This is a genomic window from Rhizobium sp. 01N424, from assembly GCF_056399485.1.
The window spans coordinates 53,978-77,970 of record NZ_JBFTRK010000001.1 but is presented as its reverse complement, the minus strand read 5'-3'; the positions used below and the strand labels follow the sequence as shown (position 1 = coordinate 77,970).

General features: G+C 62.4%; 21 protein-coding genes. 17 read left to right on the top strand and 4 right to left on the bottom strand.

Annotation, left to right across the window (positions count from 1 at the left end; translation table 11 throughout):
• Nucleotides 1-47: 47 nt before the first annotated feature.
• The gene (gene phnF, locus AC1DNK_RS00410; protein ID WP_477938760.1) at nt 48-785 is read right to left on the bottom strand and encodes a phosphonate metabolism transcriptional regulator PhnF; all 738 of its coding nucleotides are present in this window, start codon (nt 783-785) and stop codon (nt 48-50) included.
• Nucleotides 786-885: 100 nt separating this feature from the next.
• Between phnF and phnG the strand changes: the two genes are divergently transcribed.
• From phnG to AC1DNK_RS00335, 15 genes are all read left to right on the top strand, one after another.
• Nucleotides 886-1,350, top strand: a complete 465-nt coding sequence (gene phnG, locus AC1DNK_RS00405) for a phosphonate C-P lyase system protein PhnG (protein ID WP_477938759.1) — start codon at nt 886-888, stop codon at nt 1,348-1,350.
• Nucleotides 1,350-1,958 (top strand): phosphonate C-P lyase system protein PhnH, encoded by a 609-nt coding sequence (gene phnH, locus AC1DNK_RS00400; protein WP_477938757.1) that lies wholly within the window; start codon nt 1,350-1,352, stop codon nt 1,956-1,958. The genes phnG and phnH overlap by 1 nt, the downstream gene beginning before the upstream one ends.
• A 3-nt stretch (nt 1,959-1,961) precedes the next feature.
• Nucleotides 1,962-3,068 (top strand): carbon-phosphorus lyase complex subunit, encoded by a 1,107-nt coding sequence (locus AC1DNK_RS00395; protein WP_112385058.1) that lies wholly within the window; start codon nt 1,962-1,964, stop codon nt 3,066-3,068.
• Nucleotides 3,065-3,943 carry an alpha-D-ribose 1-methylphosphonate 5-phosphate C-P-lyase PhnJ gene (locus tag AC1DNK_RS00390; protein ID WP_112539950.1) on the top strand — a complete coding sequence of 293 codons (879 nt, stop codon included), beginning with the start codon at nt 3,065-3,067 and terminating at the stop codon, nt 3,941-3,943. The genes AC1DNK_RS00395 and AC1DNK_RS00390 overlap by 4 nt, the downstream gene beginning before the upstream one ends.
• Entirely contained in the window at nt 3,940-4,716 is a 777-nt protein-coding gene (gene phnK, locus AC1DNK_RS00385) for a phosphonate C-P lyase system protein PhnK (RefSeq protein ID WP_112385056.1), read from the top strand. Before AC1DNK_RS00390 ends, phnK begins: the two co-directional genes overlap by 4 nt.
• Before the next feature lie 2 nt (nt 4,717-4,718).
• Nucleotides 4,719-5,429, top strand: a complete 711-nt coding sequence (gene phnL, locus AC1DNK_RS00380; protein ID WP_477938756.1) for a phosphonate C-P lyase system protein PhnL — start codon at nt 4,719-4,721, stop codon at nt 5,427-5,429.
• Entirely contained in the window at nt 5,426-6,043 is a 618-nt protein-coding gene (locus AC1DNK_RS00375; protein WP_477938755.1) for a DapH/DapD/GlmU-related protein, read from the top strand. The genes phnL and AC1DNK_RS00375 overlap by 4 nt, the downstream gene beginning before the upstream one ends.
• A 115-nt stretch (nt 6,044-6,158) precedes the next feature.
• The gene (gene phnC, locus AC1DNK_RS00370; RefSeq protein WP_310293605.1) at nt 6,159-7,004 is read left to right on the top strand and encodes a phosphonate ABC transporter ATP-binding protein; all 846 of its coding nucleotides are present in this window, start codon (nt 6,159-6,161) and stop codon (nt 7,002-7,004) included.
• 92 nt (nt 7,005-7,096) lie between these two features.
• Nucleotides 7,097-8,002, top strand: coding sequence for a phosphonate ABC transporter substrate-binding protein (gene phnD, locus AC1DNK_RS00365; RefSeq protein WP_112385052.1), 906 nt, complete (start codon nt 7,097-7,099; stop codon nt 8,000-8,002).
• A 67-nt stretch (nt 8,003-8,069) separates the two neighbouring features.
• Nucleotides 8,070-9,041, top strand: coding sequence for a phosphonate ABC transporter, permease protein PhnE (gene phnE / locus AC1DNK_RS00360; RefSeq protein WP_477938753.1), 972 nt, complete (start codon nt 8,070-8,072; stop codon nt 9,039-9,041).
• A gap of 8 nt (nt 9,042-9,049) precedes the next feature.
• Nucleotides 9,050-10,390 carry a phosphonate ABC transporter, permease protein PhnE gene (gene phnE, locus AC1DNK_RS00355; protein WP_477938752.1) on the top strand — a complete coding sequence of 447 codons (1,341 nt, stop codon included), beginning with the start codon at nt 9,050-9,052 and terminating at the stop codon, nt 10,388-10,390.
• A 131-nt stretch (nt 10,391-10,521) separates the two neighbouring features.
• Nucleotides 10,522-11,217: a DUF1045 domain-containing protein gene (locus tag AC1DNK_RS00350; RefSeq protein WP_477938750.1), complete on the top strand. Its 696-nt coding sequence runs from the start codon at nt 10,522-10,524 to the stop codon at nt 11,215-11,217.
• An 11-nt stretch (nt 11,218-11,228) separates the two neighbouring features.
• Nucleotides 11,229-12,368: an alpha-D-ribose 1-methylphosphonate 5-triphosphate diphosphatase gene (locus tag AC1DNK_RS00345; protein WP_477938749.1), complete on the top strand. Its 1,140-nt coding sequence runs from the start codon at nt 11,229-11,231 to the stop codon at nt 12,366-12,368.
• The gene (gene phnN / locus AC1DNK_RS00340; protein ID WP_112514267.1) at nt 12,365-12,964 is read left to right on the top strand and encodes a phosphonate metabolism protein/1,5-bisphosphokinase (PRPP-forming) PhnN; all 600 of its coding nucleotides are present in this window, start codon (nt 12,365-12,367) and stop codon (nt 12,962-12,964) included. The genes AC1DNK_RS00345 and phnN overlap by 4 nt, the downstream gene beginning before the upstream one ends.
• Before the next feature lie 14 nt (nt 12,965-12,978).
• Nucleotides 12,979-13,485 carry a GrpB family protein gene (locus AC1DNK_RS00335; protein ID WP_477938748.1) on the top strand — a complete coding sequence of 169 codons (507 nt, stop codon included), beginning with the start codon at nt 12,979-12,981 and terminating at the stop codon, nt 13,483-13,485.
• 21 nt (nt 13,486-13,506) lie between these two features.
• Here the strand turns inward: AC1DNK_RS00335 and AC1DNK_RS00330 are convergent, their stop codons facing one another.
• Both AC1DNK_RS00330 and polA read right to left on the bottom strand, forming a co-directional pair.
• Nucleotides 13,507-15,933, bottom strand: coding sequence for a DNA translocase FtsK (locus AC1DNK_RS00330; protein ID WP_477938747.1), 2,427 nt, complete (start codon nt 15,931-15,933; stop codon nt 13,507-13,509).
• A 165-nt stretch (nt 15,934-16,098) separates the two neighbouring features.
• Nucleotides 16,099-19,095: a DNA polymerase I gene (gene polA, locus AC1DNK_RS00325; protein WP_477938746.1), complete on the bottom strand. Its 2,997-nt coding sequence runs from the start codon at nt 19,093-19,095 to the stop codon at nt 16,099-16,101.
• Between the two features lie 413 nt (nt 19,096-19,508).
• Here polA and AC1DNK_RS00320 point away from each other — a divergent pair, with 413 nt between their 5' ends.
• The gene (locus AC1DNK_RS00320) at nt 19,509-19,925 is read left to right on the top strand and encodes a MarR family winged helix-turn-helix transcriptional regulator (protein WP_112385043.1); all 417 of its coding nucleotides are present in this window, start codon (nt 19,509-19,511) and stop codon (nt 19,923-19,925) included.
• Between the two features lie 3 nt (nt 19,926-19,928).
• On the opposite strand, the gene AC1DNK_RS00315 is transcribed toward AC1DNK_RS00320, so the two are convergent.
• Nucleotides 19,929-22,307, bottom strand: coding sequence for a bifunctional diguanylate cyclase/phosphodiesterase (locus tag AC1DNK_RS00315; RefSeq protein WP_477938744.1), 2,379 nt, complete (start codon nt 22,305-22,307; stop codon nt 19,929-19,931).
• A 216-nt stretch (nt 22,308-22,523) separates the two neighbouring features.
• Here AC1DNK_RS00315 and AC1DNK_RS00310 point away from each other — a divergent pair, with 216 nt between their 5' ends.
• Nucleotides 22,524-23,909, top strand: coding sequence for a dipeptidase (locus AC1DNK_RS00310; RefSeq protein WP_477938742.1), 1,386 nt, complete (start codon nt 22,524-22,526; stop codon nt 23,907-23,909).
• Nucleotides 23,910-23,993 lie beyond the last annotated feature (84 nt).

Here is a 23,993-nt window from a genome sequence, read left to right as displayed (position 1 = left end):
GCCGGGTTCATATCGATCAGAAGAGCCGGGCCAAGCGCCCGGCTTTTTTAGTTTTCGATGGTGAACTGCACCCGGTCGGCAGCGAAGCGGGTGACGGAATATTGAACGGGAACGCCGTCGAGATCGGTATTCATCGCCTTGGTGATCAGCAGGATCGCGCCCGGTGTGAGCTCAAGATCGGCGATATCCCCGGCGTCAGCATGCGCGGCGGTGATCTCCGTCGTTGCGCGCACATAGTCCTGCAAGCCAAGCAGCGCGAAGGCCTTGGTGATCGATTCCGTCTTGCGATAGGTTTCTGCGATATCACCAAAGCGCGCGGCCGGAAACCAGCTCGTCGCCCGTGACACCGGGCGCTTGTCGGCCTCCCTCGTCGTCTCCAGCCTGATGACCGCGTCGCCCACGCGCATCTTCAGCCAGCGAGCGACCTCCGCATCAGCGGGTTCAGCGGCAGCCGCCAGCAGGAAACCGCGCGTTTCTCTTGCCTGGCCGCTGATACCCGCCGTGAAACGGGTACGCTTGCTGATCGGGAAGTTCAGCCGTTCCCGGCGCTCGATCAGCGTGCCGCGACCCTGCACGGCGCGGACGATGCCTTCCTGCGCCAGCGCGGCAAGGGCGCTTCGAACCGTATGCCGGTTGACGCCGAACTGCTCGGCGAGCATCGTTTCCGGTGGCACCATGCCCGTTTCATCATAGGCACCGCGGGTGATTGCCTCGCGGATCCGATCCGCTATCTGACGCCATAGCGCCACCCCCGTCTGCCTTTGCACCTGCTTCAGCCCAGCCATTTCACCCCTGCCGTGTCACACGCTTGTCACGTCCCCGATTTAAGCGTAACCATATCTTGTATGGTTGTCTATATCAATAGACATTTCGAAGGATGTGGCGATGAGAGCAGCAGAGAAAATCGAGGCAGCCGACAGCAGGAAAAGAGTGGTCGATCTTCTCGCCCGCTCCGACCTTGCCGAATTGGATGACGCCTGGGAGGCGCTTGCGGATAAGCCGGAAGTGCAGGCGGTGCGCGGCCCCGAAACCGGGCTGGTGATGGTTCGTGGCCGTATTGGCGGCGGCGGCTCGCCCTTCAATCTCGGCGAAGTGACGGTCACCCGTGCAACGATCCGGCTGGCAAGCGGGACCGTCGGCCACGGCCAGTCGCTCGGCACCGATCGGAAGAAGGCACGGCTTGCCGCCATCTTCGATGCTCTCTGGCAGGAGGAGGCAAGCAGGGCTTTCGTCGAGGAAAAGCTGCTTCAGCCGATCGCCCGCCACATTGCCGCCGCGGCGCAGCAGAAGGCCGACGAGACGGCCGCGACTCGCGTCGATTTCTTCACCATGGTGCGGGGAGAAGACTGATGGACCTCAAGACCGATACTTTGACCGGCGGCTTTGCCGAGCCGGTTTTCCAGGCCCAGAGCGTCTTCAAGGCGATGATGGATGCCATGGCCCGCCCGGGCTCAGTCCAGACGCTGGCGCCCGATGCTGCGCCGCCGGCTCCCCTTGGCGTAGCTGCCGGTGCAATTGCATTGACGCTCTGCGATCACGACACGCCCGTCTGGCTTTCGCCTGCGCTCAACAAATCTGCGGTGCCGGGCTGGCTGAGCTTTCATACTGGTGCGACCGTCACGACCGAGAAGGCCGAAGCGCGCTTCGCCTTCGTCGACAGCGGCATGGCAGTTTCGTCTTTCGGACTCTTTGCGCCGGGCACGCAGGAATATCCCGACCGCTCGACAACGGTTGTTATCGAGATCGCTTCGCTCGAAGGCGGCAAGACGCTGGCGCTGATGGGACCGGGGATCAAGACCACGACGGAAATCGCGCCGTCGGGATTGCCGGAAACATTCATCCGCCTCTGGAACGAGAACCGCACCCTCTTCCCGAGGGGCATCGACATCGTTCTGACGGCGGGCAGCAGTTTCCTCTGCCTGCCGCGCACCACCAAAATTACCGCAACGGAGATGTGAGCCATGTATGTTGCAGTCAAAGGTGGCGAGGCCGCCATCGCCAATGCTCACCGCCTGCTCGCCGACCGGCGCCGCGGCGACCGCTCGCTTCCGGCCATCGGCATCGAGCAGATCGTTGCCCAGCTGGCTCTCGCGGTCGATCGCGTCATGGCCGAAGCCTCGCTCTACGACCGGACGCTGGCGGCGCTCGCCGTACGCCAGTCGCGCGGTGACATGATCGAGGCGATCTTCCTGCTGCGCGCCTACCGTACGACGCTGCCACGCTTCGGCTATTCACAGCCGCTCGACACCAGCCGCATGACCATCGAGCGCCGTATCTCGGCAACCTACAAGGACCTGCCGGGCGGCCAGCTGCTCGGTCCGACCTTCGACTACACGCACCGCCTGCTCGACCCGTCGCTCCTGACTGACGAAGCCGTCGAAGAGCCGGCTCAGCGCCAGGCCGAAACCGGCCGCGTCATCCGTGTTTCCGAGATCCTTGGCCAGGAAGGTCTGATCGAGGGCGATGGGGACATGCCCGAGGATCACGAGATCGGCGACCTGACGCGCGAGCCGATGGAATTCCCGATGAGCCGGGATCTGCGTCTGCAGGCACTGGCCCGCGGCGATGAAGGCTTCCTCCTGGCCCTCGGTTATTCGACGCAGCGCGGCTATGGCCGCAACCATCCCTTCACCGGCGAAATCCGCATCGGCGAGGTGGAAGTCGAATTCGATGTTCCGGAACTCGGCTTCGCCGTCTCGCTCGGCACCATCCAGGTAACCGAGTGCCAGATGGTCAACCAGTTCAAGGGCTCGGCCAAGGCGCCGCCGCAGTTTACCCGCGGCTATGGACTGGTCTTCGGCCAGAGCGAGCGCAAGGCGATGTCGATGTCGCTGGTCGACCGCGCGCTTCGCGCCGGCGAACTCGGCGAAGACGTCACGGCACCGGCGCAGGACGAAGAATTCGTCATCTCGCATGCCGACAACGTTCAGTCGACCGGCTTCGTCGAGCATCTGAAACTGCCGCATTACGTCGACTTCCAGGCCGAACTCGATCTCGTGCGGCGCATGCGCCGCGACTTCGAGGCAAGCCGCCGCAACGGCGAAGCAATGAAGGAAGCAGCCGAATGACCGATCTTGCCACTTACAACTTCGCCTATCTCGACGAACAGACGAAGCGGATGATCCGCCGAGCCATTTTGAAGGCGATCGCCATCCCCGGCTACCAGGTGCCCTTCGCCAGCCGCGAAATGCCGATGCCCTATGGCTGGGGCACCGGCGGCGTGCAGGTCACGGCATCTATCATCGGCCCTGACGATGTGCTCAAGGTCATCGACCAGGGCGCCGACGACACGACCAATGCCGTCTCGATCCGCGCCTTCTTCCAGAAGGTCGCCAATGTGGCGGTCACCACGCATACCAAGGATGCGACGATCATCCAGACGCGCCACCGCATTCCGGAAGAGAAGCTCGGCGCCAATCAGGTGCTGGTCTATCAGGTGCCGATCCCGGAGCCGCTGCGTTTCCTCGAACCGCGCGAGACCGAGACCCGCAAGATGCATGCGCTGGAGGAATATGGCCTCATGCATGTGAAGCTCTACGAGGACATCGCCCATAACGGCCGGATCTCGAAGACCTACGCCTATCCGGTGAAGGTCGCCGGGCGCTATGTCATGGACCCCTCGCCGACGCCGAAATTCGACAATCCGAAGATGCACATGTCGGACGCGCTGCAGCTCTTCGGCGCCGGACGCGAGAAGCGCATCTACGCCGTGCCGCCCTATACCGACGTCGTCAGCCTCGACTTCGAGGACTATCCCTTCGAGATCCAGCGCTTCGGCAAGCCCTGCGCGCTCTGCGGCGCCGAGGAAGTCTATCTCGACGAGGTCATCCTCGACGACAAGGGCGGGCGGATGTTCGTCTGCTCCGATACCGACCATTGCGAAGACCGCCGCGAGCACGGCCATGCCGGCGAAATGCTTGCGCCCAAGGAGGCTGCGGAATGACCGACACACCGCTTCTCAAAGTCAACGACGTCTCGAAATTCTACGGCAACCGCATCGGCTGCCGGAACGTGTCCTTCGATCTCTGGCCCGGTGAAGTGCTGGCGATCGTCGGTGAATCCGGCTCCGGCAAGACGACGCTTCTCAACTGCATCTCGACCCGCCTGATGCCGACCACCGGCAGCGTCGAGTATCACATGCGCGACGGCAGCTACCGCGATCTCTATCGCATGAACGAGGCCGAGCGCCGCTTCCTGATGCGCACCGACTGGGGCTTCGTGCACCAGAACCCTGCCGATGGCCTGCGCATGACGGTTTCGGCCGGCGCCAATGTCGGCGAGCGGCTGATGGCGATCGGCGACCGGCACTACGGCAAGATCCGCTCGACGGCCATCGACTGGCTGGAGCGCGTCGAGATCAATGCCGAGCGCATCGACGACCAGCCGCGCGCCTTCTCCGGCGGCATGCGTCAGCGCCTGCAGATTGCCCGCAATCTGGTTACCGGCCCTCGCCTCGTTTTCATGGACGAGCCGACCGGCGGCCTCGACGTCTCGGTGCAGGCCCGCCTGCTCGATCTCGTCCGTGGTCTCGTCAACGATCTCGGGCTTGCGGCGATCGTCGTCACCCACGATCTCGCGGTTGCGCGCCTGCTGTCTCACCGGATGATGGTGATGAAGGACGGCAATGTCATCGAGCATGGTCTCACCGACCGCGTGCTCGACGATCCGCGCGAGCCCTATACCCAGCTTCTCGTTTCCTCCATCCTGCAGGTGTGACCATGGCAACGCCACTCGTCGTTTCGGAAGTCGCAAAGAGCTTCACCATGCATCTGCGCGACGGCATCAAGCTGCCCGTCGTCTCGGATGTCTCCTTCTCGGTTGCCGCAGGCGAATGCGTCGTGCTCGGCGGCCCCTCGGGCATCGGCAAGAGCTCGCTCCTGAAGATGATCTACGGCAACTATGCCGTCGATACCGGCCAGATCCTGGTCAATCACCAGGGCAAGGTCGTCGATCTCGCCTCGGCCGATCCGCGCACGATCATCGAGGTGCGCAAGCAATCGCTTGGCTATGTCAGCCAGTTTCTGCGCACCGTGCCGCGCGTTGCAGCCCTCGACGTCGTTGCCGAGCCGCTGCTTGCCCGCGGCGTAGCGGCGAGCGAGGCGCGTGAGCGGGCTGCCGTCCTGCTGACCAAGCTCAACCTGCCGGAGGCACTCTGGCAGCTGCCGCCCGCGACCTTCTCGGGCGGCGAGCAGCAGCGCGTCAACATCGCCCGCGGCTTCATCACCGATCACACCATCCTGCTGCTCGACGAACCGACGGCATCGCTCGACGCCACCAACCGCGCTGTCGTCGTCGCCATGATCGCCGACAAGAAGAAGGCGGGCGTTGCCCTGCTTGGCATCTTCCATGACGAGGAAGTGCGCGAAGCCGCCGCCGACCGCATTCTCGACGTCCAGAAATTCTCTCCCAGAAAGGCCATTGCGGCATGACACGGCAGATTGGCGAAAAGCCCTATATCCACGAGACGGCATCGGTCAGCGACGCCACGCTTGGCCGCTATACCGAGGTTTCGGAACGGTGCCGGATCAGCGAAGTGGAGTTCGGCGACTATTCCTACATCATGCAGGACGGCTCGATCTGGTGCGCGACGATCGGCAAGTTCGTCAACATCGCCGCCGCGGTGCGCATCAACGCCACCAACCATCCGACCTGGCGGGCGACACTGCACCACTTCACCTACCGCGCCACCGACTACTGGCCGGATGCCGACATGGAGACCGATTTCTTCGAGTGGCGCCGGTCCAATCGCGTCACCATCGGTCATGACGTGTGGATCGGTCATGGCGCGACGATCCTTCCCGGCGTGACCGTCGGCAACGGCGCCGTGATCGGCGCGGGTGCCGTCGTGTCCAAGGATGTCGCTCCCTACACGATCGTCGGCGGCGTACCGGCAAAGCTCATTCGCGAGCGGTTTGGCAGGGGCGTCGGCGAGCGGATGGACAAGCTTGCCTGGTGGGATTGGGAGCATGCGAAACTGCGTTCGGCACTCGACGATTTCCGCGCGCTTTCGGCGGAAGATTTCCTTAGCCGGCACGGCGTTTGAAGCAATTTTGCCGGCACCGATTGTGACAGTCATTACACAAAACTGACATTGGAGGTTCATCAAGCGGGAATAATGCACTGCGAGACGAAGGTCCCGGATTGCAAGGAAGAGCATGATGTTCGAGCTGAAGAATGTCACCCGCCGTTTTGGCAAAAAGCTGGCAGTGGATTCCGTCACGCTCGATATTCCGCAAGGGCAGATGGTCGGCATTATCGGCCGTTCGGGTGCCGGCAAGTCCACTCTTCTCCGGATGATCAACCGCCTGCAGGAGCCGACCTCCGGCTCCATTCATTTCGGCGGCGTGGAAGTCTCGTCGCTGCGCGGCGAGGCGCTTCGCAACTGGCAGCGCGACTGCGCGATGATCTTCCAGCAGTTCAATCTGGTGCCGCGTCTCGATGTGCTGACGAACGTGATGCTCGGCCGCCTGAACCATCGTCCGACGATGCTCTCGCTGCTTAGCATCTTCAGCCGCGAAGAGCGCATCCATGCGATCGCCGCTCTGGAGCGCCTTGGTATCGAACAGACGGCGCTGCAGCTCGCCGGTACGCTTTCGGGTGGCCAGCAGCAGCGCGTGGCGATTGCCCGGGCGCTGATGCAGAAGCCGAAGATGGTTCTCGCCGATGAGCCGATTGCCTCGCTCGACCCTCTGAACGCGAAGATCGTCATGGACGCGCTGCGCGACATCAACGAGCGCGAAGGCATCACCGTCATCACCAACCTGCACACGCTCGACACCGCCCGCAGCTATTGCGAACGGATCGTCGGCATGGCCGGCGGCCGCGTGGTCTTCGATGGAAAGCCCGGCGACCTCGATGCCTCTGCAGTCAAGGAAATCTACGGCACCGACAAGGACGGCGCCGGTATCGACGAAACCATGACGTCGACATCGATCAACATTCCGGCGGCAGCTGCCGCCCATCAATCCGCCGGCCTCCAACCGCTGGCGCTGGCCGGTCTCTGAGCGAGACGGCTGCGATCGAGAGCCCGCGTCAAGGGCACAGTTCTTCGTATCAAGAGAGACCACCGGGGACACCGGTCAATCAGGAGAGTACCATGTTGAAGAAAGCACTCTTTGCCGCGACGGCGCTTTTCGCGCTTTCCGGCGTTTCGCATGCTGCAGACCTCAAGGAATTCCGCGTCGGCATTCTCGGTGGCGAAAACGAAACCGACCGCCTGCGTAACTACGCCTGCCTCGCCGACCACCTGAAGACCGAATTCGGCTTCGAAAAGGTTTCGCTGTTCCCGGCCGCCGACTATGACGGCGTTATCCAGGGTCTCCTCGGCGGCACGCTCGACTTCGCAGAACTCGGCGCTTCCGGCTATGCAGCCGTCTACCTGAAGGACGCAAAGGCCGTTACCCCGATCCTGACCACGCAGCAGAAGGACGGCTCGACCGGCTACTACTCGATCGGTCTCGCACTGAAGTCCTCCGGCATCAAGACAATCGCCGACGCCAAGGGCAAGAAGCTCGGCTACGCCGATCCGGACTCTACCTCGGGCTACCTCGTTCCGCTGACGCAGATCCCGAAGGACACGGGCATGCCGAACGACCAGTTCTTCGCCTCCACGCAGTTCAACGGCGGTCACGAGAACAACCTTCTCGCTGCCTATGACGGCAAGGTCGACGTTGCTGTCGACGACTCCTCGGGCCTCGGCGATTTCAAGGACGGCTACACCTCGGGCACCTTCCGCAAGGAAGTCGACAAGGGCGCCGTCGACCCGAACAAGCTGGTCGAAGTCTGGCGCTCGCCGCTGATCCCGAACGGCCCGCTCGTCGTTCGCAACGAGCTCGGCGAAGAGTGGCAGAAGAAGCTGGCTGCCTTCTTCACGGCTCTGCCGGAGAAGGACCACAAGTGCTTCACCGCCATCGAAGGCGGCGACTACAAGGGCTACGCGCCTGTCACGCACGAATTCTACAACGCCGTTGTAGACGTTCGTAAGGCTGCCATCGGCGGCTGATCGACTGGCATTCATTGGGGGCGGCCGTCATTGGCCGCCCTTTTTCCTGCGAAGAAGCGGACACGTCATGACCCTTGCCGATTCCCGGATCCACACGCATGAAACCCAGCAGAGCAGCCGAGAGATTGGCGATGCCTGGGGCCGCATGGTGGCGCGCCGCCGTCTCTATACCGGCATCGGTCTGATCCTGCTTCTGATCGCCTTCGTCAGCTCGGTGCGCTTCGCCGACGAAAGCAACGCCGGTCACTTCTTCGACCGCCTTCCGCATCTCTTCGACTTCCTGAGCTGGCTGATCCCGAAGGACTGGCACGACGTCTGGCGCGCGCTGTTCGATCTGGCGAGCCCGAACGACAAGGGCGGTGAGGAGTTCAACTTCGCCAAGGGCCGGGTCTATGTTTTCGGCGACTATTACATTCCTGAATATTTCGAGCTGATGATCATCACGATCAACGTCGCGCTCGTTTCGACGATCATCGGTTTCATCTTCGCGGTGCCGCTGAGCTTCTTTGCCGCCCGCAATCTGACCAGGAACTGGCCGCTGCGGGTGTTTTCGAAGCGGGTGATGGAATTCCTGCGCGCCTTTCCGGAGATCGTCATCGCCGGCCTGTTTTCCGCGATCCTTTCGATCGGTCCGGTGGCCGCGATCATTGCCGTGTCGCTGCATACGATCGGCGCGCTCGGCAAGCTGTTTTACGAAGTCGTCGAAAACATCGATATGAAACCGGATGAAGGCATGAAGGCGGTCGGCGCCAACTGGCTGGAGCGCGTCCGTTTCGCCGCCATGCCGCAGGTCATGCCGAACTTCGCCTCCTACGCGCTGCTGCGCCTCGAGATCAACGTGCGTGCTTCGACCATCATCGGCGCGGTCGGCGGCGGCGGCATCGGCGAGGAGCTGAAGCTTTCGATCTCGCGCGGCTTCGGCGCCAAGACGGTGGCTCTCGTGCTGTTGCTCTTCGTAACGATTGTTGCCGTCGATCAGTTCTCCGCATGGCTGCGCCGCCGTCTGGTCGGCGAGCACGCTTTCCTTCTGCAACATTGAGGCCCGCCATGACGGTGATCGACGCAAACCGGATGCACGAGATCGAGGCGCGCTATCCCGAATATTTCCACCGCTCGTTCCGCCAGCGGTTCGGTGCCCTGCTGATCGTTATCGCGACGCTGCTCTATGGTCTCTATGCCGTCTGGTTCTTCGACCTTCCGAAGCTACTCGCCGAAGCCCATTGGGAGCGCGTCGGCATCTATCTCAGCCAATGGGTGAGCTACGACGTACAGCCCGAATTCCGCATTCAAGAGGACGGCTCGATCGAGACGCGCTACCCGCGCTTCTCGCCACTCGGCGACGATCCGCATCCTGATTGGGTGAAGAACGAACCCGGCAGCGTCACCGTTTTCGTCAGCGGCACGAACCGCACGGTCGTGGTCACCAAGGCAATGACGACAGTCAACGCTCATGGCATCAGCGTTCCCGTCGATCTCTCATCCGGCGCCCCGAAGGTCGTCGGCGAAGTGCCGCCGTGGATGACCGTCTATGACGACAACGTGCTTGCCGATCTCGGCTTTGCCGGTGACGTCAGCATCGCCTCCGACCGCGTGAAGGTGCGAAAGCGCTTCCTCGGCTGGGCGAATTTCGTCTTCGATACGCATTCCCCTTTCTTCGACAAGCCGGCCGCCGAAGTTCTGAGCCTGATCGTATCGGGCCCGCGCCTCGACCCCAGCCAGTCGAACATCTCGCTTGCCTTCGACAATATCTGGAACAATTCGGCCTGGCAGCACGGCGACGTCTGGACCAAGCTTTTCCAGACCATTGTCATGGCCTTCCTCGGCACCCTGCTCGGCTCGCTGGTGGCGTTCCCGCTGGCTTTCCTGGCGGCGCGCAACATCACGCCGAACCGGCTGCTGAACCAAGTGCTGAAGCGCTTCTTCGACTTCCTGCGCTCGGTCGACATGCTGATCTGGGCGCTGTTCCTGACCCGTGCTTTCGGCCCGGGGCCGCTTGCCGGTTCCGGCGCCATCTTCCTGACGGAGACGGGCACGCTTGGAAAGCTCTATTCGGAAGGCCTCGAGAATATCGACAACAAGCCGCGCGAAGGCATCAAATCGACCGGTGCCTCGACGATGCTCGTGCATCGCTACGGCATCATCCCGCAGATCGTCCCCGTCATCGTCAGCCAGACGCTCTACCAGTGGGAATCGAATGTCCGCGGCGCGACGATCATCGGCGCCGTCGGTGCCGGCGGTATCGGCCTGAAGCTCTGGGAAGCGATGCGCACGAACTCCAACTGGGAGAACGTCGCTTATATGGTCATCCTGATCCTGATCGTCGTCTTCCTATTCGACATGGCCTCGAACGCGCTTCGCCACCGGCTGATGGGCAGCAAGACGCATTAAAAAGATTATGGCGCCACGGCGTCATCATCATTCTGTCACGGAAATCTTTTAGCCGGGAACGAGCTTGCAGTCCGCGGTCAAATCACTGAGATTACGACCCCTGTTTCTGACGTTTTCCCGGGACAAGACCTTTGCGATACGCTCTCTATTTCACGCCGCCGCAGGATGATTTCCTGACGCGGGCGGCTGCCGAATGGCTCGGCCGCGATGCGTTTTCCGGCGAAACTTACCCGGCTCCCGAAGAGGCGAGGCTTCCTGCCGAAGAGCAACTGGCGCTGACAGCAGACCCGCGCCGCTACGGCTTCCACGCGACGATCAAGGCGCCATTCGCGCTTGCCTCCTCTGTCACCGAGAGCGACCTGATGGCCGTGGTCGAGGACTTCGCGGCCCGCACACCTGCCTTCGAAATCCCCGAACTGGTGCTCGGCCAGCTTGGCCGGTTCTTCGCACTCGTGCCCGGCTCGCTGCATCCGCCGCTTCAGGATTTTGCCGCAAGCGTGGTAAAGTCCTTCGAGCCGCTGCGTGCCGCCCTGTCCGAGGCCGATATTGCCAGGCGCAAGCCGGAGAAGCTGACGGAAAGCCAGAGAGCCAATCTGATGCGCTGGGGCTACCCCTATGTCATGGACGATTTCGGCTTCCACATGACACTGACCGGCCAGGTTCCGGACGAGCGCTCGGCGCTGATGAAATCGATCCTGGAGCGGCGTTTTGGCGCTTTCACCGGACGTCCGCTTTCCATTTCCGGCATCGCCGTCTTCACCGAGGAGACACGCGGCGCCGATTTCAAGGTTCATAGCCTTTTGCCGTTTACCGGCACCAAACGCTGAAAGACGATGCAATGACAAAAGAGACCGTGCTTTCCAACGCCCGCATCATTCTCGAGGATGACATCCTTCACGGCTCGCTGCTGATCCGCGACGGCAAGATCGCCGACATTTCCGAGGGCAACTCGGCCTATGGCGAGGACTTCGAGGGCGACTACCTGCTCCCCGGCCTCGTCGAACTGCATACCGACCACCTCGAAGGCCACTATTCGCCACGCCCCGGCCTGCGCTGGCACAAGACGGCAGCGATCCAGGCGCATGATGCGCAGATCGTCACCTCCGGCATCACCACCGTCTTCGACTGCCTGCGCATGGGCGCGGACGAGGATGGCGGCTTCGATCGCGGCGAGATGCGCGACATGGCCGACGCCATCCAGAAGGCCGAGCAGGAAGGCCGCCTGCGGGCCGAGCATCTGCTGCATCTGCGCTGCGAGGTCTCGGCCGACAACGTCATGGAGCATTTCGCCGACTTCGAGAACGACCCCTATGTCCGTCTCGTCTCGCTGATGGACCACGCCCCCGGCCAGCGGCAGTTCCAGACCATGGACCAGTACATCTTCTATTATCAGAAGAAGCGCGGCCTCTCCGACGAGGTGTTTGCCAAGTTCATCGAGAAGCGGCTTGCCGAATCCGCCCGCAACTCCACGCCCCACCGCATCGCCATTTCCAAGATCTGCAAGGAACGCGGCATCACGATTGCCAGCCACGACGACGCGACGCTCGATCATGTGGACGAGGCGATCGAGAACGGCGTGCGCCTTGCCGAGTTCCCGACGAGCTTCGACGCTGCCAAGGCATCGCACGAGCACGGCATGAGCGTCCTGATGGGCGCGCCGAACATCGTGCGCGGCAAGTCGCATTCCGGCAATATCGCCGCCCGCGATCTGGCCGAGCGCGGCGTTCTGGATGTGCTGTCTTCCGACTATGTGCCGCTCAGCATGCTCTATGCGCCCTTCATCATCGCCGATGAGGTTGAATCCATTTCGCTGCCGAAGGCGATTGCCATGGTCACATCGACGCCGGCCCGCACCGTCAGCCTCGACGACCGCGGCCGGATCGCCACCGGGCTGCGCGCCGATCTGGTGCGCGTCTTCCGTGACGAAGGCGTGCCGGTCACCCGTTCCGTCTGGCGCGAAGGACGCCGTGTCGCATGATCCCGTCGCACGAACCTCACGCCGTTCCCGGCAGTGAACGCGGCATCATGGTCGTCGTTGTCGGCCCGAGCGGCGCCGGCAAGGATACGCTGATCGCCGTCGCTGCCCAGCATTTCGGCAGCCGTCCCGACGTGCATTTCGTCCGCCGCGTCATCACCCGTGATGGCGATGCCGGCGGCGAGGACCATCTTTCCGTCTCGGATGCCGGCTTTGCCTCGATGGAGCAATCCGGCAGCTTCGCCGTCTGGTGGGAAGCGCATGGCCTGAAATACGGCATTCCGGCCGAGGTCTCCGTGGCGCTCGGCAAGGGACACCTGGTCATCGCCAACGGATCACGCTCAGCCTTGCACCACTTCCAGGCCGCCTTCCCGCGTCTCAAGGTGATCAACGTCACGGCCCGGCCTGAGGTGCTCGCAGGCCGACTTGAAGCCCGCGGCCGCGAAACCCATGAAGACATCATGGCCCGTCTCGCCCGCGGCTCGCTGACGGTTCGCGGCGACTACGACGTCACCGATCTCGACAATAGCGGGACGCTGGCCGAGGCCGAACGCAAGATCGTCGATACGCTGAACGGCTTCCTCGCGGAAGTGGGCTGATCGAAGGAGATCCCATGGCCATCGTCGTCCTACCCTACGATGACAGTTGGCCGGATCTCTTTGCGCAGGTGAGCGCCGAACTCGCGCCGGTGTTCGCCGGGTTGGCACCGGTGTTCCACCATGTCGGCAGCACATCCGTTCGCGGACTGGCGGCAAAGCCGAAGATCGATCTGCATGCAGCCTTTGCAGATCTGGATATCGTCGCCACGGCCGTCGAGCGGATGCAGGCGGTGCCCGGTTACACCTATCACGGCGACAAGTATAACGATCAGAGCTGGACGTTCACGAGCGGCAAGACCTATGGGGCGCGGCTATATCTTTGCACGTTGGAGAACCACGTGCTGCGCGACCGCATCCTGTTTCGCGATTATCTCAGGACACATCCCGAAAGGGCGGCCGCCTATGCCGCGCTGAAGCTGCGGCTGATGGGCGAGGCAAAGGACGACTGGGGTTATTATACCGGCGGAAAGACGGAGTTTGTCTGCGAGACGGTGCGCCTCGCTGAATTGCAGCGCCGTTAAACCGGCGCTGCAGCCGCATACCTACTCGCCCTCGCCCCGCGCCGAGACGATTTCACGCTTGCCGACATGGTTTGCCGGGCCGACGAGGCCTTCCTTTTCCATGCGTTCCACCAGCGATGCGGCGCGGTTGTAGCCGATGCCGAGGCGGCGCTGGATGTAGGAGGTCGAGCACTTCTTGTCACGCAGTACGACCTTGACCGCCTGCTGATAGAGCTCGTCGCCATCCTCGGCGCCCATGGCGCTCTTGTCGAAGACGGCGCTGTCTTCGGCTTCCTCTTCTTCTTCGTCGCCCGCCGTGACCGTATCCAGATATTCCGGACGGCCCTGCGTCTTCAGGTGTGCCACGACCTTTTCGACCTCGAGATCGGAGACGAAGGGACCGTGGACGCGGGCGATGCGGCCGCCACCCTGCATGTGCAGCATATCGCCTTGGCCGAGCAGCTGCTCCGCACCCTGCTCGCCGAGAATGGTGCGGCTGTCGATCTTCGACGTCACCTGGAAGGAGATGCGGGTCGGGAAGTTCGCCTTGATCGTGCCGGTGATGACATCGACCGAGGGGCGCTGCGTCGCCATGATCAGGTGGATACCCGCGGCACGCGCCATCTGTGCCAGACGCTGGATCGCGCCTTCGATATCCTTGCCGGCGACCATCATCAGGTCGGCCATCTCATCGACGATGACCACGATGTAAGGCATCGGCGTCAGGTCCAGCTCCTGCTGTTCCTCTATCGGCGCGCCAGTGCCCTTGTCGAAGCCGACGGGGACCATGATGTGGATGGTCTCGTCCTTTTCGCGGGCCTGTGCGACGCGGCCGTTATAGCCGTCGATATTGCGCACACCGAGACGCGACATCTTGCGATAGCGCTCTTCCATCTCGCGGACCGCCCATTTCAGCGCCATCACGGCCTTCTTGGGATCGGTCACGACGGGGGTCAGCAGGTGCGGTATACCGTCATAGACGGACAGCTCCAGCATCTTCGGATCGACCATGATCAGGCGGCACTGTTCCGGCGACATGCGATAGAGCAGCGACAGGATCATGGTGTTTATGGCAACGGACTTGCCCGAACCGGTGGTGCCGGCAACGAGCAGATGCGGCATCTTCGCGAGCTCGGCGATGACAGGTTCGCCGCCGATCGTCTTGCCGAGGCCGAGTGCCAGCTTGTAGCTGCTCTTGGCGAAATCCTGGCTTTCGATCATTTCGCGGAAATAGACCGTTTCGCGCGTCTGGTTCGGCAGTTCGATACCGATGACGTTACGCCCAGGCACCACGGCAACGCGCGCCGAAAGGGCAGACATCGAACGGGCGATATCGTCGGCAAGGCCGATGACACGCGACGACTTCACGCCGGGCGCCGGCTCGAATTCGTAGAGGGTGACAACCGGGCCGGGACGGACGTGGATGATCTCGCCCTTGATGCCGAAATCTTCGAGCACGCTTTCCAGGAGGCCGGCGTTCTGCTCGAGCGCTTCCTGGGTCATGATTTCGCCCAGGCGCTCCGGCGGCTGCTGCAACAACTCGTTCGGCGGGAATTCGTAGCCGGATGCATCGACCTTCGCGGCAGCAGGCTTTGCAACAGCCAGACGCTGCGCCGGCATCGTCACCGGGGCGACGGAGGGTGTGCGGACCGGGATCGGTGCGATCGGCTGCGTGCGGGCTTCTACCGGTGCCGGCTGTGGCACGGGTGCCGCCGGTTGAACCGGCTTTGCCTGGGGCGGGGCGGCCAAGGCGGCTGGCGCAGCGGGCGCCGGTGCCGCGATCGGCGCCGGTGCGATTGCAGATGGGGCGGCGGCAGGCGCCGCTTCCATGCGCCGGTGCGGGTGCCATTCCATGACGCGGAAATTGGCGATGATCGACTCGGCGGATACCTCCACCTTCGGCATCGGAACCGGGTGGAACTGCGGCGCGGCAGGTGCAGCGCCCTCTTCGAAGGCCATGACCTCCCAGAAGGCGAAGTCCGAAATCGAGGCAAGCTCACCGGCGGCATGATAAGGCCCTGCCGCCACAGGCGCTTCCGGCAAAGACGGAACGTGAACGGGTGCAGCGGGCTGGACCGGTGTGCGGACGATGGGCAGCAACGGTGGCCTGACGACAGGCTGCGCCGCCACGCGGGTCACCGGCGGCAGCGGGGCGCGGACGGCTGGCGCGGGCTGCGGGGCGTGCGCGTCGAAGGGGACATCGACGAGGATCGGCGTACGGCTTTCCACGGCCTGAGCCGCTTCGGCGACGACGACCTCTACAGGCTCATCCAGCTGCGGGATTTCAGGCGGGGTGCGGCGCAGCAGGTTCTCCGGCGTACGGGTGAACCGGACATTCGGCGCCAGCGAAAAATTGCTCTGCCAGATTGGCGGCGCCGGGCGCTCACCTGTGCCGTCTTCATCCTGATGCGCGTCAACTTCCGCAGAAATCTCCGCGGCATCCGTCAAGTTCGTTCTGGGAAAACGCATGCGACCTGCTGCTCACTCAAATTACCGACCTGAACGGATTAGAAAAGGAAGGTTAATAAGTTCCTTCCTTCCGCATTAAAATGCCACGCGCATTTTGCCGTAAATCAAACGGAATCAAAGACTTGGATCTTTAAGAAAAATCTTTGCAAATATCGGACGAAGCGCTCAGTGCGCTTCGTCCCAGTTGCTAGCCGCGCGCGCATCAACCTTGAGCGGAACGCGCATTTCCAGCGCCGGCATGGTGGCATTCTCCATAACGGAGACGATGGTCGGCATGGCCTTCTCGACGTCGGCGTCCTCGACTTCGAAGATCAGTTCGTCGTGTACCTGCAGCAGCATGCGCACACGATCGGCCAGACCGGCCTCGGCAAGCGCCGGTTCCATCTTGATCATCGCCCGGCGAATGACATCGGCAGCCGAGCCCTGGATCGGCGCGTTGATCGCAGCGCGCTCGTTGAAGGCGCGCACCGACGGATTGGACGAGCGGATTTCCGGATAGTTGATTCGCCGGCCGAAGATGGTTTCGACATAGCCCTTGTCGCGGGCCATCTGCTTGCGGCTGTCCATGTAGTCACGGATGCCGGGGAAGCGCTCGAAATACTTCTTGATGTAGTCGCCCGCCTCGGAACGCTCGATCGACAGCTGATTGGCAAGACCGAAGGCCGAAATGCCGTAGATGATCCCGAAATTGATTGCTTTGGCGCGGCGGCGGACATCGCTCGGCATACCTTCGACAGGAACGCCGAACATCTCCGAGGCGGTCATGGCATGAATATCGACGCCATCGGCGAATGCCTGGGTCAGCTGCGGGATATCGGCGACATGGGCCAGCACGCGCAGTTCGATCTGGCTGTAGTCGGCCGAGATCAGCTTGTGCCCCGGCGTCGAGATGAAGGCCGTGCGGATCTTGCGACCTTCGGCAGTGCGGACCGGAATATTCTGAAGGTTCGGCTCCGACGACGAAAGTCGGCCGGTCGTGGTGGAGGCCAGCGAATAGGACGTGTGGACCCGCTTGGTCTGCGGATGCACGTATCCCGGAAGCGCGTCGGTATAGGTGGACTTCAGCTTGGTCAGCTGGCGCCAGTCGACGATCTTGCGCGGCAGCTCGAAGCCGGCCGCGGCCAAGTCTTCGAGAACGCTTGCCGATGTCGACCACTGGCCGGTCTTGGTCTTCGTGCCGCCTTCGAGGCCCATCTTGCCGAACAGGATATCGCCCAGCTGCTTCGGCGAACCGATGTTGAAGCGCTCGCCCGCCAGCGTGTAGACTTCGTCCTCGAGGCGTGCAGCGCCCTGCGCCAGCTCGCCCGAGAGGCGCGAGAGAATCTGACGGTCGACGGTGATGCCGCGCTCTTCCATATGGGCGAGAACGGGCAGGAGAGGACGCTCCAGACGCTCGTAGATCGTCGTCAGCTTGGCGGCGGCGAGCCGCGGCTTCAGAACCATCCAGAGGCGCAGGGTGACATCCGCGTCTTCGGCGGCGTAGTGCGTTGCCCTGGTGATATCGACGAGATCGAAGGTGACGTTCGACTTGCCGCTTCCGGCGACGTCCTTGTAGGCGATCGGCTTGTGGCCGAGGAACTTCTCAGACAGCGGATCCATGCCGTGGGCCCCGGTGCCGGCGTCAAGGACGTAGGAAATCAGCATGGTGTCGTCGAAGTTCTTCGTCTCGACGCCGTAGCGCTTCATCAGCAGGTAATCGTATTTCAGGTTCTGTGCGATCTTGAGAACCGATTCGTCTTCGAGCAGGGCCTTCAGCCGCGGCAGCGCATCGCGCATCGGGATCTGGTTTTCAGCCAACCCGCCACCGAGCAGATCGCCGACGCCGGTCTTGTGCCCGATCGGCACATAGGCGGCACGAATCGACACGCCTGTCGGATCCTTGGCGTTGTCGGCAATCGCTAGCGAGAAGCCGACGAGCTCGGCCTGCATCGCATCCAGCGACGTCGTTTCGGTGTCGAAAGCCACGAGGCCGGTATCGCGCGCAGCGGCGATCCACTGATCGAGCGTCGCGACATCACGGATCGTCACATAAGCCGAATGGTCGAACGGCAAGGCAGCGAAGGCTTCGGCGCGCTGCTTGGCAAGATCGGCAGCAACGAAGGCACCCTCGACCGCAGCGGCCCTGGCTTTCTCCGGCACCGGAACGGAGGCGCCGGCTACATCCGGAATACCGCCGGCAACCGGGGCGGGCTCCGCCACATCGAGATCCGGGCCGTGCGCTGCGGCACCCCATTCGACGGCCACTTCTGCCGGCTCGATGGCATTGGCATCGCAATCGCAGGCTTCGGCGACGCGGCGCGTCAGGGTCGTGAATTGCATGGTCTTCAGGAAGCCGATGAGCTTCGGACCGTTCTGCGGCTCAAGCACCAGATCCTCGACCTTGAGCTCCAGCGGAACGTCGAGACGCAGCCGCACGAGCTCCCTCGAAAGACGCGCCTTGTCGGCGTTCTCCATGATCGTCTGGCGGCGTTTTTCCTGCTTGATCTCGTGGGCACGCTCCAGAAGCGTATCGAGATCGCCATATTCGGCCAGCAGCTGCGCCGCAGTCTTCGGGCCGATGCCGGGAATGCCCGGGACGTTATCGACCGAATCGCCGGTCATCGCCTGCAGGTCGATCATCTTCTCCGGCGGCACGCCCCATTTCTCGATGACGTCAGGGATGCCGATCTGCTTGTCCTTCATGCTGTCGTACATGTGGACATTCGGCGTCACCAGCTGCATCAAGTCCTTGTCCGAGGAGACGATTGTCACATCGGCGCCCGTGGCCTCGGCCTGGCGGGCATAGGTGGCGATGATGTCGTCGGCCTCGAAACCTTCGGTCTCGATGCAGGGGAGGTTGAAGGCGCGGGTTGCCTGGCGGATCAAGCCGAATTGCGGGATCAGCTCCTCAGGCGGCGCCGAGCGGTTGGCCTTATAGGCGTCGTAGAGATCCTTGCGGAAGGTCTTCGAGGAATAGTCGAAGATGACCGCGAGATGCGTCGGCGTCACCCCCACCGAGGTGTCGCGCGCGTCGGTCAGGAGCTTCCACAGCATATTGCAGAAGCCGGAGACGGCGCCAACCGGCAAACCGTCGGATTTGCGGGTCAGCGGCGGCAGCGCATGGAATGCGCGAAAGATGAAGCCGGAGCCGTCTACGAGGAAGAGATGATCGCCTTTTTTCATGGCAGCATGGATAGCGTGGAGGCATCGCGAAATCCATATAAAGTTCTGTGGCATCCGGGATTCACCCCTTCACCGAACTGTTACCAATTTGTAATCGGCGGCTTATTCGCGTTCCCTTGAAAAACCACATTCCAGATCACAAATCAAAGTCACCGGCGTTTGATCGCGCCGCGGGTCTGATACCCGGCTTGTCCCCCGCCGCATCAGACTTGGACAAAGGCCTCATTCCCCTCTCCGGGCCTTTGTCCCCATTTTTGAGCCGCCATGGTCAACCTCCAGACCATGGCGGCTTTGTTTTCTGCATCAATGGATAAATCTGAAGCAAAAAGGCATCTTTTGATCCATCGCATGCGATTTGTTGCATTGTTTCAGCCGCGCTTTTGGGCCTAACTACAATCATGGGATTTAATCGCATGGATTCGGGAGCCTACCTTGCCAGCCAGCTGGCGAAGGGTTTCGCCCGCTCGCTGCAGCAGCGCGCGGGGCGTCTCGGCTTTTCTCCCGGCCAGTTTCCAATCCTGCTGGAACTGTGGGCCGAGGATGGCCTGACGCAGAAAAAGCTTCTTGAGCGGGTCGATATCGAGCAGGCAACGATGGCCAATACCCTGTCGCGCATGGTTCGCGACGGGCTGATCGAGCGGCGTCCGCATCCTTCCGACAAGCGGGCCCAGCTGATATTCCTGACGCCCAAAGCGCAGGCGATGCGGGACGAGGCGGTCGATACGGCCCGCGAAGCGGATCTGGCGCTGTTCGACGGCTTCAAGACCTTCGAGCGCGAACTGATGCTGGAATATATCCGCCGGCTTCTGGAGAACGCCAAGAAGATCTGAGCATTACCCCTGACGCGTGGCCGTGCGGTGAATTTTCAGCACCTCGGTTCCCGTCTGGGCGGAGAGGAAGCTCTCGCGCGCCGCCGCCTTGATGCTGGGTTCGATATCCGGCTTGCCAAGCAACAGCCCCTGCACCTGCGCGCAGCCTTCGTCCATTACGATCTGGCGCTGCACTTCGGTTTCGACCCCTTCGGTTACAACGGGCATCCCGAGGCTATGACCGAGCCCGATGATCGCACGGACGATCGAGCGCGCCGCGGCGTCATGTTCAAGCGCGCCGGTAAAGCTGCGATCGACCTTGATCTTGTCGAAGGGGAAAGTCCTGAGGTTGCTCAGCGACGAGAAACCGGTTCCGAAATCGTCCATGACGATCCTGACGCCGAGTTCTCGCAACCTGACCAGCGTTGCCATGACACGGGTACGATCGCGCACCAGTGCGGCCTCGGTGATCTCCAGCTCCAGCCTGGCGGGGGCAAGCCCGGTTTCCGTTAGAATGCCGGCTATCTGATCGTAAAGATTGGGCAGCATGAACTGCACCGGAGAAACATTGACGGCTATGGATAGCGGATCAGGCCAGCGCGCCGCCTCCATGCAGGCCTGCCGCAGCACCCATTCGCCAAGCTGGACGATCGTGCCGCTCTCCTCGGCGATTGGGATAAAGATATTGGGTTCGCTCATGCCATGGCCAGGCCGGTTCCAGCGCATCAGCGCCTCGTAGCCGTTGATTTCACCCGTCCTGGTGTCGAGGATCGGCTGGTAGCTCACATGGATCTGATTGCGGATGATCGCGTGGCGCAGATCGTTTTCGATCTGGCGTCGGGCACGCACCGCCTCGTCCATCTCCGCATCGAAGAAGCAGGCGCTGCCGCGGCCCGCATGCTTGACGCGATAGAGCGCCGTATCCGCATTGTTGCAGAGATCCTCCGCAGTCGTTCCGTCGGAGGGGAAGAGCGCGATCCCGATGCTGACGCCGACTGCGGTCGGATCGCGCGTCGTGTCCATTCCGGCAGCGAATTCATCAAGGATGCGGGCCGCCAGCCGGCGGGCGGCCTCCGGCTGCTTTCCGGGCTGGATGATCGCGAACTCGTCGCCGCCAAGGCGTGCCACCGTTTCGCCATCGGCGGCGCAACGCTTGAGGATCGCGGCGACCTTGCACAGGATACGGTCACCCTCTGCATGGCCAAAGATATCGTTGACCGCCTTGAACCGATCGAGGTCGAGGCAGAAGACAGCGACCTGGCTGCGTTTGCGGTGGGCGATCTGCAGCGCCTGGCGGATGCGGGTATCGAACAGCGAGCGGTTCGGCAAGTCGGTCAGCACGTCATGATGGGCGAGATGCTCGATCATCTCTTCGGCACGCTTGCGCTCCGTGAGATCGCGGATCACCAGCACCTCGCAGCCGCGTCCGCGATAGACGATCTTCTTGGCCACTACCTCGACGGATATTTCGGTTTCGTCGCGGGCGATCAGCAGCATCTCGCGATGCCCTTCGCCGTCGGCGCTATGGGAGATCAAGACCACATCGGGGACATTTCCCTGAAGCTCGGTGAATTTCCAGCCGGACATCTCCTGGAACCGCTCATTGGCATCGATGATCCGGCCGTCGCGCAGGATCAGCAGGCCTTCAAGCGAGGCGTTGGCGAGGCCGCGCAGGTCGGTGAGGTGGCTTTCGAGGAAGACTGCGCCGAGCGCGACAAGGATCAGCCCGGTCGATACAGCCATGATGATGGCTGCCAGGACATCGGTTGCGATCGTCATTTGGGCAACGTCCTTGGCCGGATCGGGAACAAGGACGATGCCGCTCATCGAGGTGAAGTGCAGTGCGCAGATCGACAGCACGAAAATCAGTGATGAGATGACGATGCGCTTTGCGCCCGTCAGCTTGAAAAAGGTCAGGAAAGACAGTGTCGCCAGGCCGGCACCGGTAACGACGGCGGCGAGCGTGACATAGGGATCGTATTCGATCGTTGCCTGCGCTTCGATCGCCTGCATGCCCGTCAGGTGCATGGTGGCAATCGCCAGCGCCATCAGCACGCCGCCTGAGGCGAAGGAGTAGCCGCTTGTCCCTTCCGAAGCGACGAGGATCGCGCCCCAGGAGCCGGCGATCGCCAGCACGACCGAAAGACCGGTGAGACCAAGCCCGTAGCTGATCGGCAGGCCGCCGTCATAGGCGAGCATGGCAATGAAATGCGTTGCCCAGATGCCGATGCCGCAGGCAAAAGCCGAGGCGGTGATCCACAAACGCCGCTGCCCTGCGTCGCACTCCTGAGCGCGCGAAAGCAGCAGCATGGTGGCCAGGCTGCCGACGAGGCAAACAATGGCGGCCGCCCCGACAAGGCGCCAATCGTGGTAATCCCTGACGCAAGCAATCACTGAAAACATTGGTCACCTCACCGCGTTTCCAGCCAAGCTATTTAGTGTTTGCTAAATAACCGTAAATTGCATTAGTGATTTCTTTCTCTCCATTTATTACACATTGCCAAAGTGGGACACTCGCCGGACCTGCGAGAAGCGACCACTGAACGACATAGCTTTTTCTCCTCGAAACCCGCTGGCCTTTGGTCTATCGTCCGGCCGGAATTTCAAGAGGAGTCGGAAATGACTGACGTCACACCGGTGCTTTCGCGCGCCGACCAGAATCTCAATTCAAGCCTCGACAAGCTGTTTGAGTTGCTGCGCATCAAATCGATATCGACGGATCCGGCTTTCAAGGCCGATTGCCGCAAGGCGGCGGAATGGCTCGTCGCCTATCTGAAGACGCTGAGCTTCGAGGCTTCGGTCCGTGACACGCCCGGCCATCCGATGGTGGTCGCCCATCACGACGGCGCCACACCAAATGCGCCGCATGTACTTTTTTACGGTCACTATGACGTGCAGCCGGTCGATCCGATCGAGCTCTGGGAAAACGATCCGTTCGAACCGGCGATCAAGGATGCCGGCAACGGCCGCAAGATCCTGACTGGCCGCGGTACCGCCGACGACAAGGGTCAGCTGATGACCTTCGTCGAGGCCTGCCGCGCCTATAAGGAAATCAACGGTGCGCTGCCCTGCCGCGTCACTATCCTGTTCGAAGGCGAAGAAGAGTCTGGTTCGCCGTCGCTGAAGCCGTTCCTGGAAGCCAATGCCGCCGAGCTGAAGGCCGACTATGCGCTGGTCTGCGACACCAGCATGTGGGACCACGAGACACCGGCGATCGCCGCTGCCCTGCGCGGCCTCGTCGGCGAGGAAGTCGTCATCACGGCTGCCGACCGCGACCTGCATTCGGGCCTGTTCGGCGGTGCTGCCGCCAACCCGATCCATATCCTGACGGAAGCGCTGGCGGGTCTGCATGACCAGACCGGCCGCATCACGCTCGAGAATTTCTACGAGGGCGTCGAGGAAACACCTGAGAACATCAAGTCGTCATGGGACAAGCTCGGACAGACGTCCGAGAGCTTCCTCGGTCAGGTCGGCCTTTCCGTACCATCAGGTGAAAAAGGCCGTTCGGTTCTGGAGCTTACCTGGGCGCGGCCGACGGCTGAGGTCAATGGCATCTGGGGCGGCTACACCGGCGAAGGCTTCAAGACCGTCATCGCTGCCAAGGCCTCGGCCAAGATCTCCTTCCGGCTTGTCGGCAAACAGGATCCGGCCGCCATTCGCGAGACGTTCCGCGCCTATATCCGCTCGAAGATCCCGGCCGACTGCTCGGTCGAGTTTCACCCGCACGGCGCCTCTCCGGCAATCCACCTGTCCTACGATTCGCCTGTCATCACCAAGGCGAAGAACGCGCTGTCCGACGAGTGGCCGAAGCCGGCTGTCGTCATCGGCATGGGCGGGTCGATCCCGATCGTCGGCGATTTCCAGAAGATGCTCGGGATGGAATCGCTGCTAGTCGGCTTCGGCCTTGCCGATGACCGCATCCACTCGCCGAACGAGAAGTACGAGCTTGCCTCCTACCACAAGGGCATCCGCTCTTGGGTGCGCATCCTGGAAGCACTGGCTTAAGACAGAAAAGGCGCGCAGCTCGAAAGAGCGCGCGCCATCCAGACAGACAAAAAGGCCGGCAAAAACCGGCCTTTCGTCATCTGC

Bases quoted from the DNA above. Each gene is read 5' to 3' on its own strand.
- phnC (WP_310293605.1), top strand. From the start codon at position 6,159: ATGTTCGAGCTGAAGAATGTCACCCGCCGTTTTGGCAAAAAGCTGGCA.
- phnE (WP_477938752.1), top strand. From the start codon at position 9,050: ATGACGGTGATCGACGCAAACCGGATGCACGAGATCGAGGCGCGCTAT.
- AC1DNK_RS00395 (WP_112385058.1), top strand. From the start codon at position 1,962: ATGTATGTTGCAGTCAAAGGTGGCGAGGCCGCCATCGCCAATGCTCAC.
- phnE (WP_477938753.1), top strand. From the start codon at position 8,070: ATGACCCTTGCCGATTCCCGGATCCACACGCATGAAACCCAGCAGAGC.
- phnD (WP_112385052.1), top strand. From the start codon at position 7,097: ATGTTGAAGAAAGCACTCTTTGCCGCGACGGCGCTTTTCGCGCTTTCC.
- AC1DNK_RS00320 (WP_112385043.1), top strand. From the start codon at position 19,509: ATGGATTCGGGAGCCTACCTTGCCAGCCAGCTGGCGAAGGGTTTCGCC.
- phnH (WP_477938757.1), top strand. From the start codon at position 1,350: ATGGACCTCAAGACCGATACTTTGACCGGCGGCTTTGCCGAGCCGGTT.
- AC1DNK_RS00315 (WP_477938744.1), bottom strand. From the start codon at position 22,307: ATGTTTTCAGTGATTGCTTGCGTCAGGGATTACCACGATTGGCGCCTT.
- phnG (WP_477938759.1), top strand. From the start codon at position 886: ATGAGAGCAGCAGAGAAAATCGAGGCAGCCGACAGCAGGAAAAGAGTG.
- AC1DNK_RS00345 (WP_477938749.1), top strand. From the start codon at position 11,229: ATGACAAAAGAGACCGTGCTTTCCAACGCCCGCATCATTCTCGAGGAT.
- phnL (WP_477938756.1), top strand. From the start codon at position 4,719: ATGGCAACGCCACTCGTCGTTTCGGAAGTCGCAAAGAGCTTCACCATG.
- AC1DNK_RS00335 (WP_477938748.1), top strand. From the start codon at position 12,979: ATGGCCATCGTCGTCCTACCCTACGATGACAGTTGGCCGGATCTCTTT.
- AC1DNK_RS00375 (WP_477938755.1), top strand. From the start codon at position 5,426: ATGACACGGCAGATTGGCGAAAAGCCCTATATCCACGAGACGGCATCG.
- phnN (WP_112514267.1), top strand. From the start codon at position 12,365: ATGATCCCGTCGCACGAACCTCACGCCGTTCCCGGCAGTGAACGCGGC.
- AC1DNK_RS00310 (WP_477938742.1), top strand. From the start codon at position 22,524: ATGACTGACGTCACACCGGTGCTTTCGCGCGCCGACCAGAATCTCAAT.
- AC1DNK_RS00390 (WP_112539950.1), top strand. From the start codon at position 3,065: ATGACCGATCTTGCCACTTACAACTTCGCCTATCTCGACGAACAGACG.
- phnK (WP_112385056.1), top strand. From the start codon at position 3,940: ATGACCGACACACCGCTTCTCAAAGTCAACGACGTCTCGAAATTCTAC.
- polA (WP_477938746.1), bottom strand. From the start codon at position 19,095: ATGAAAAAAGGCGATCATCTCTTCCTCGTAGACGGCTCCGGCTTCATC.
- phnF (WP_477938760.1), bottom strand. From the start codon at position 785: ATGGCTGGGCTGAAGCAGGTGCAAAGGCAGACGGGGGTGGCGCTATGG.
- AC1DNK_RS00330 (WP_477938747.1), bottom strand. From the start codon at position 15,933: ATGCGTTTTCCCAGAACGAACTTGACGGATGCCGCGGAGATTTCTGCG.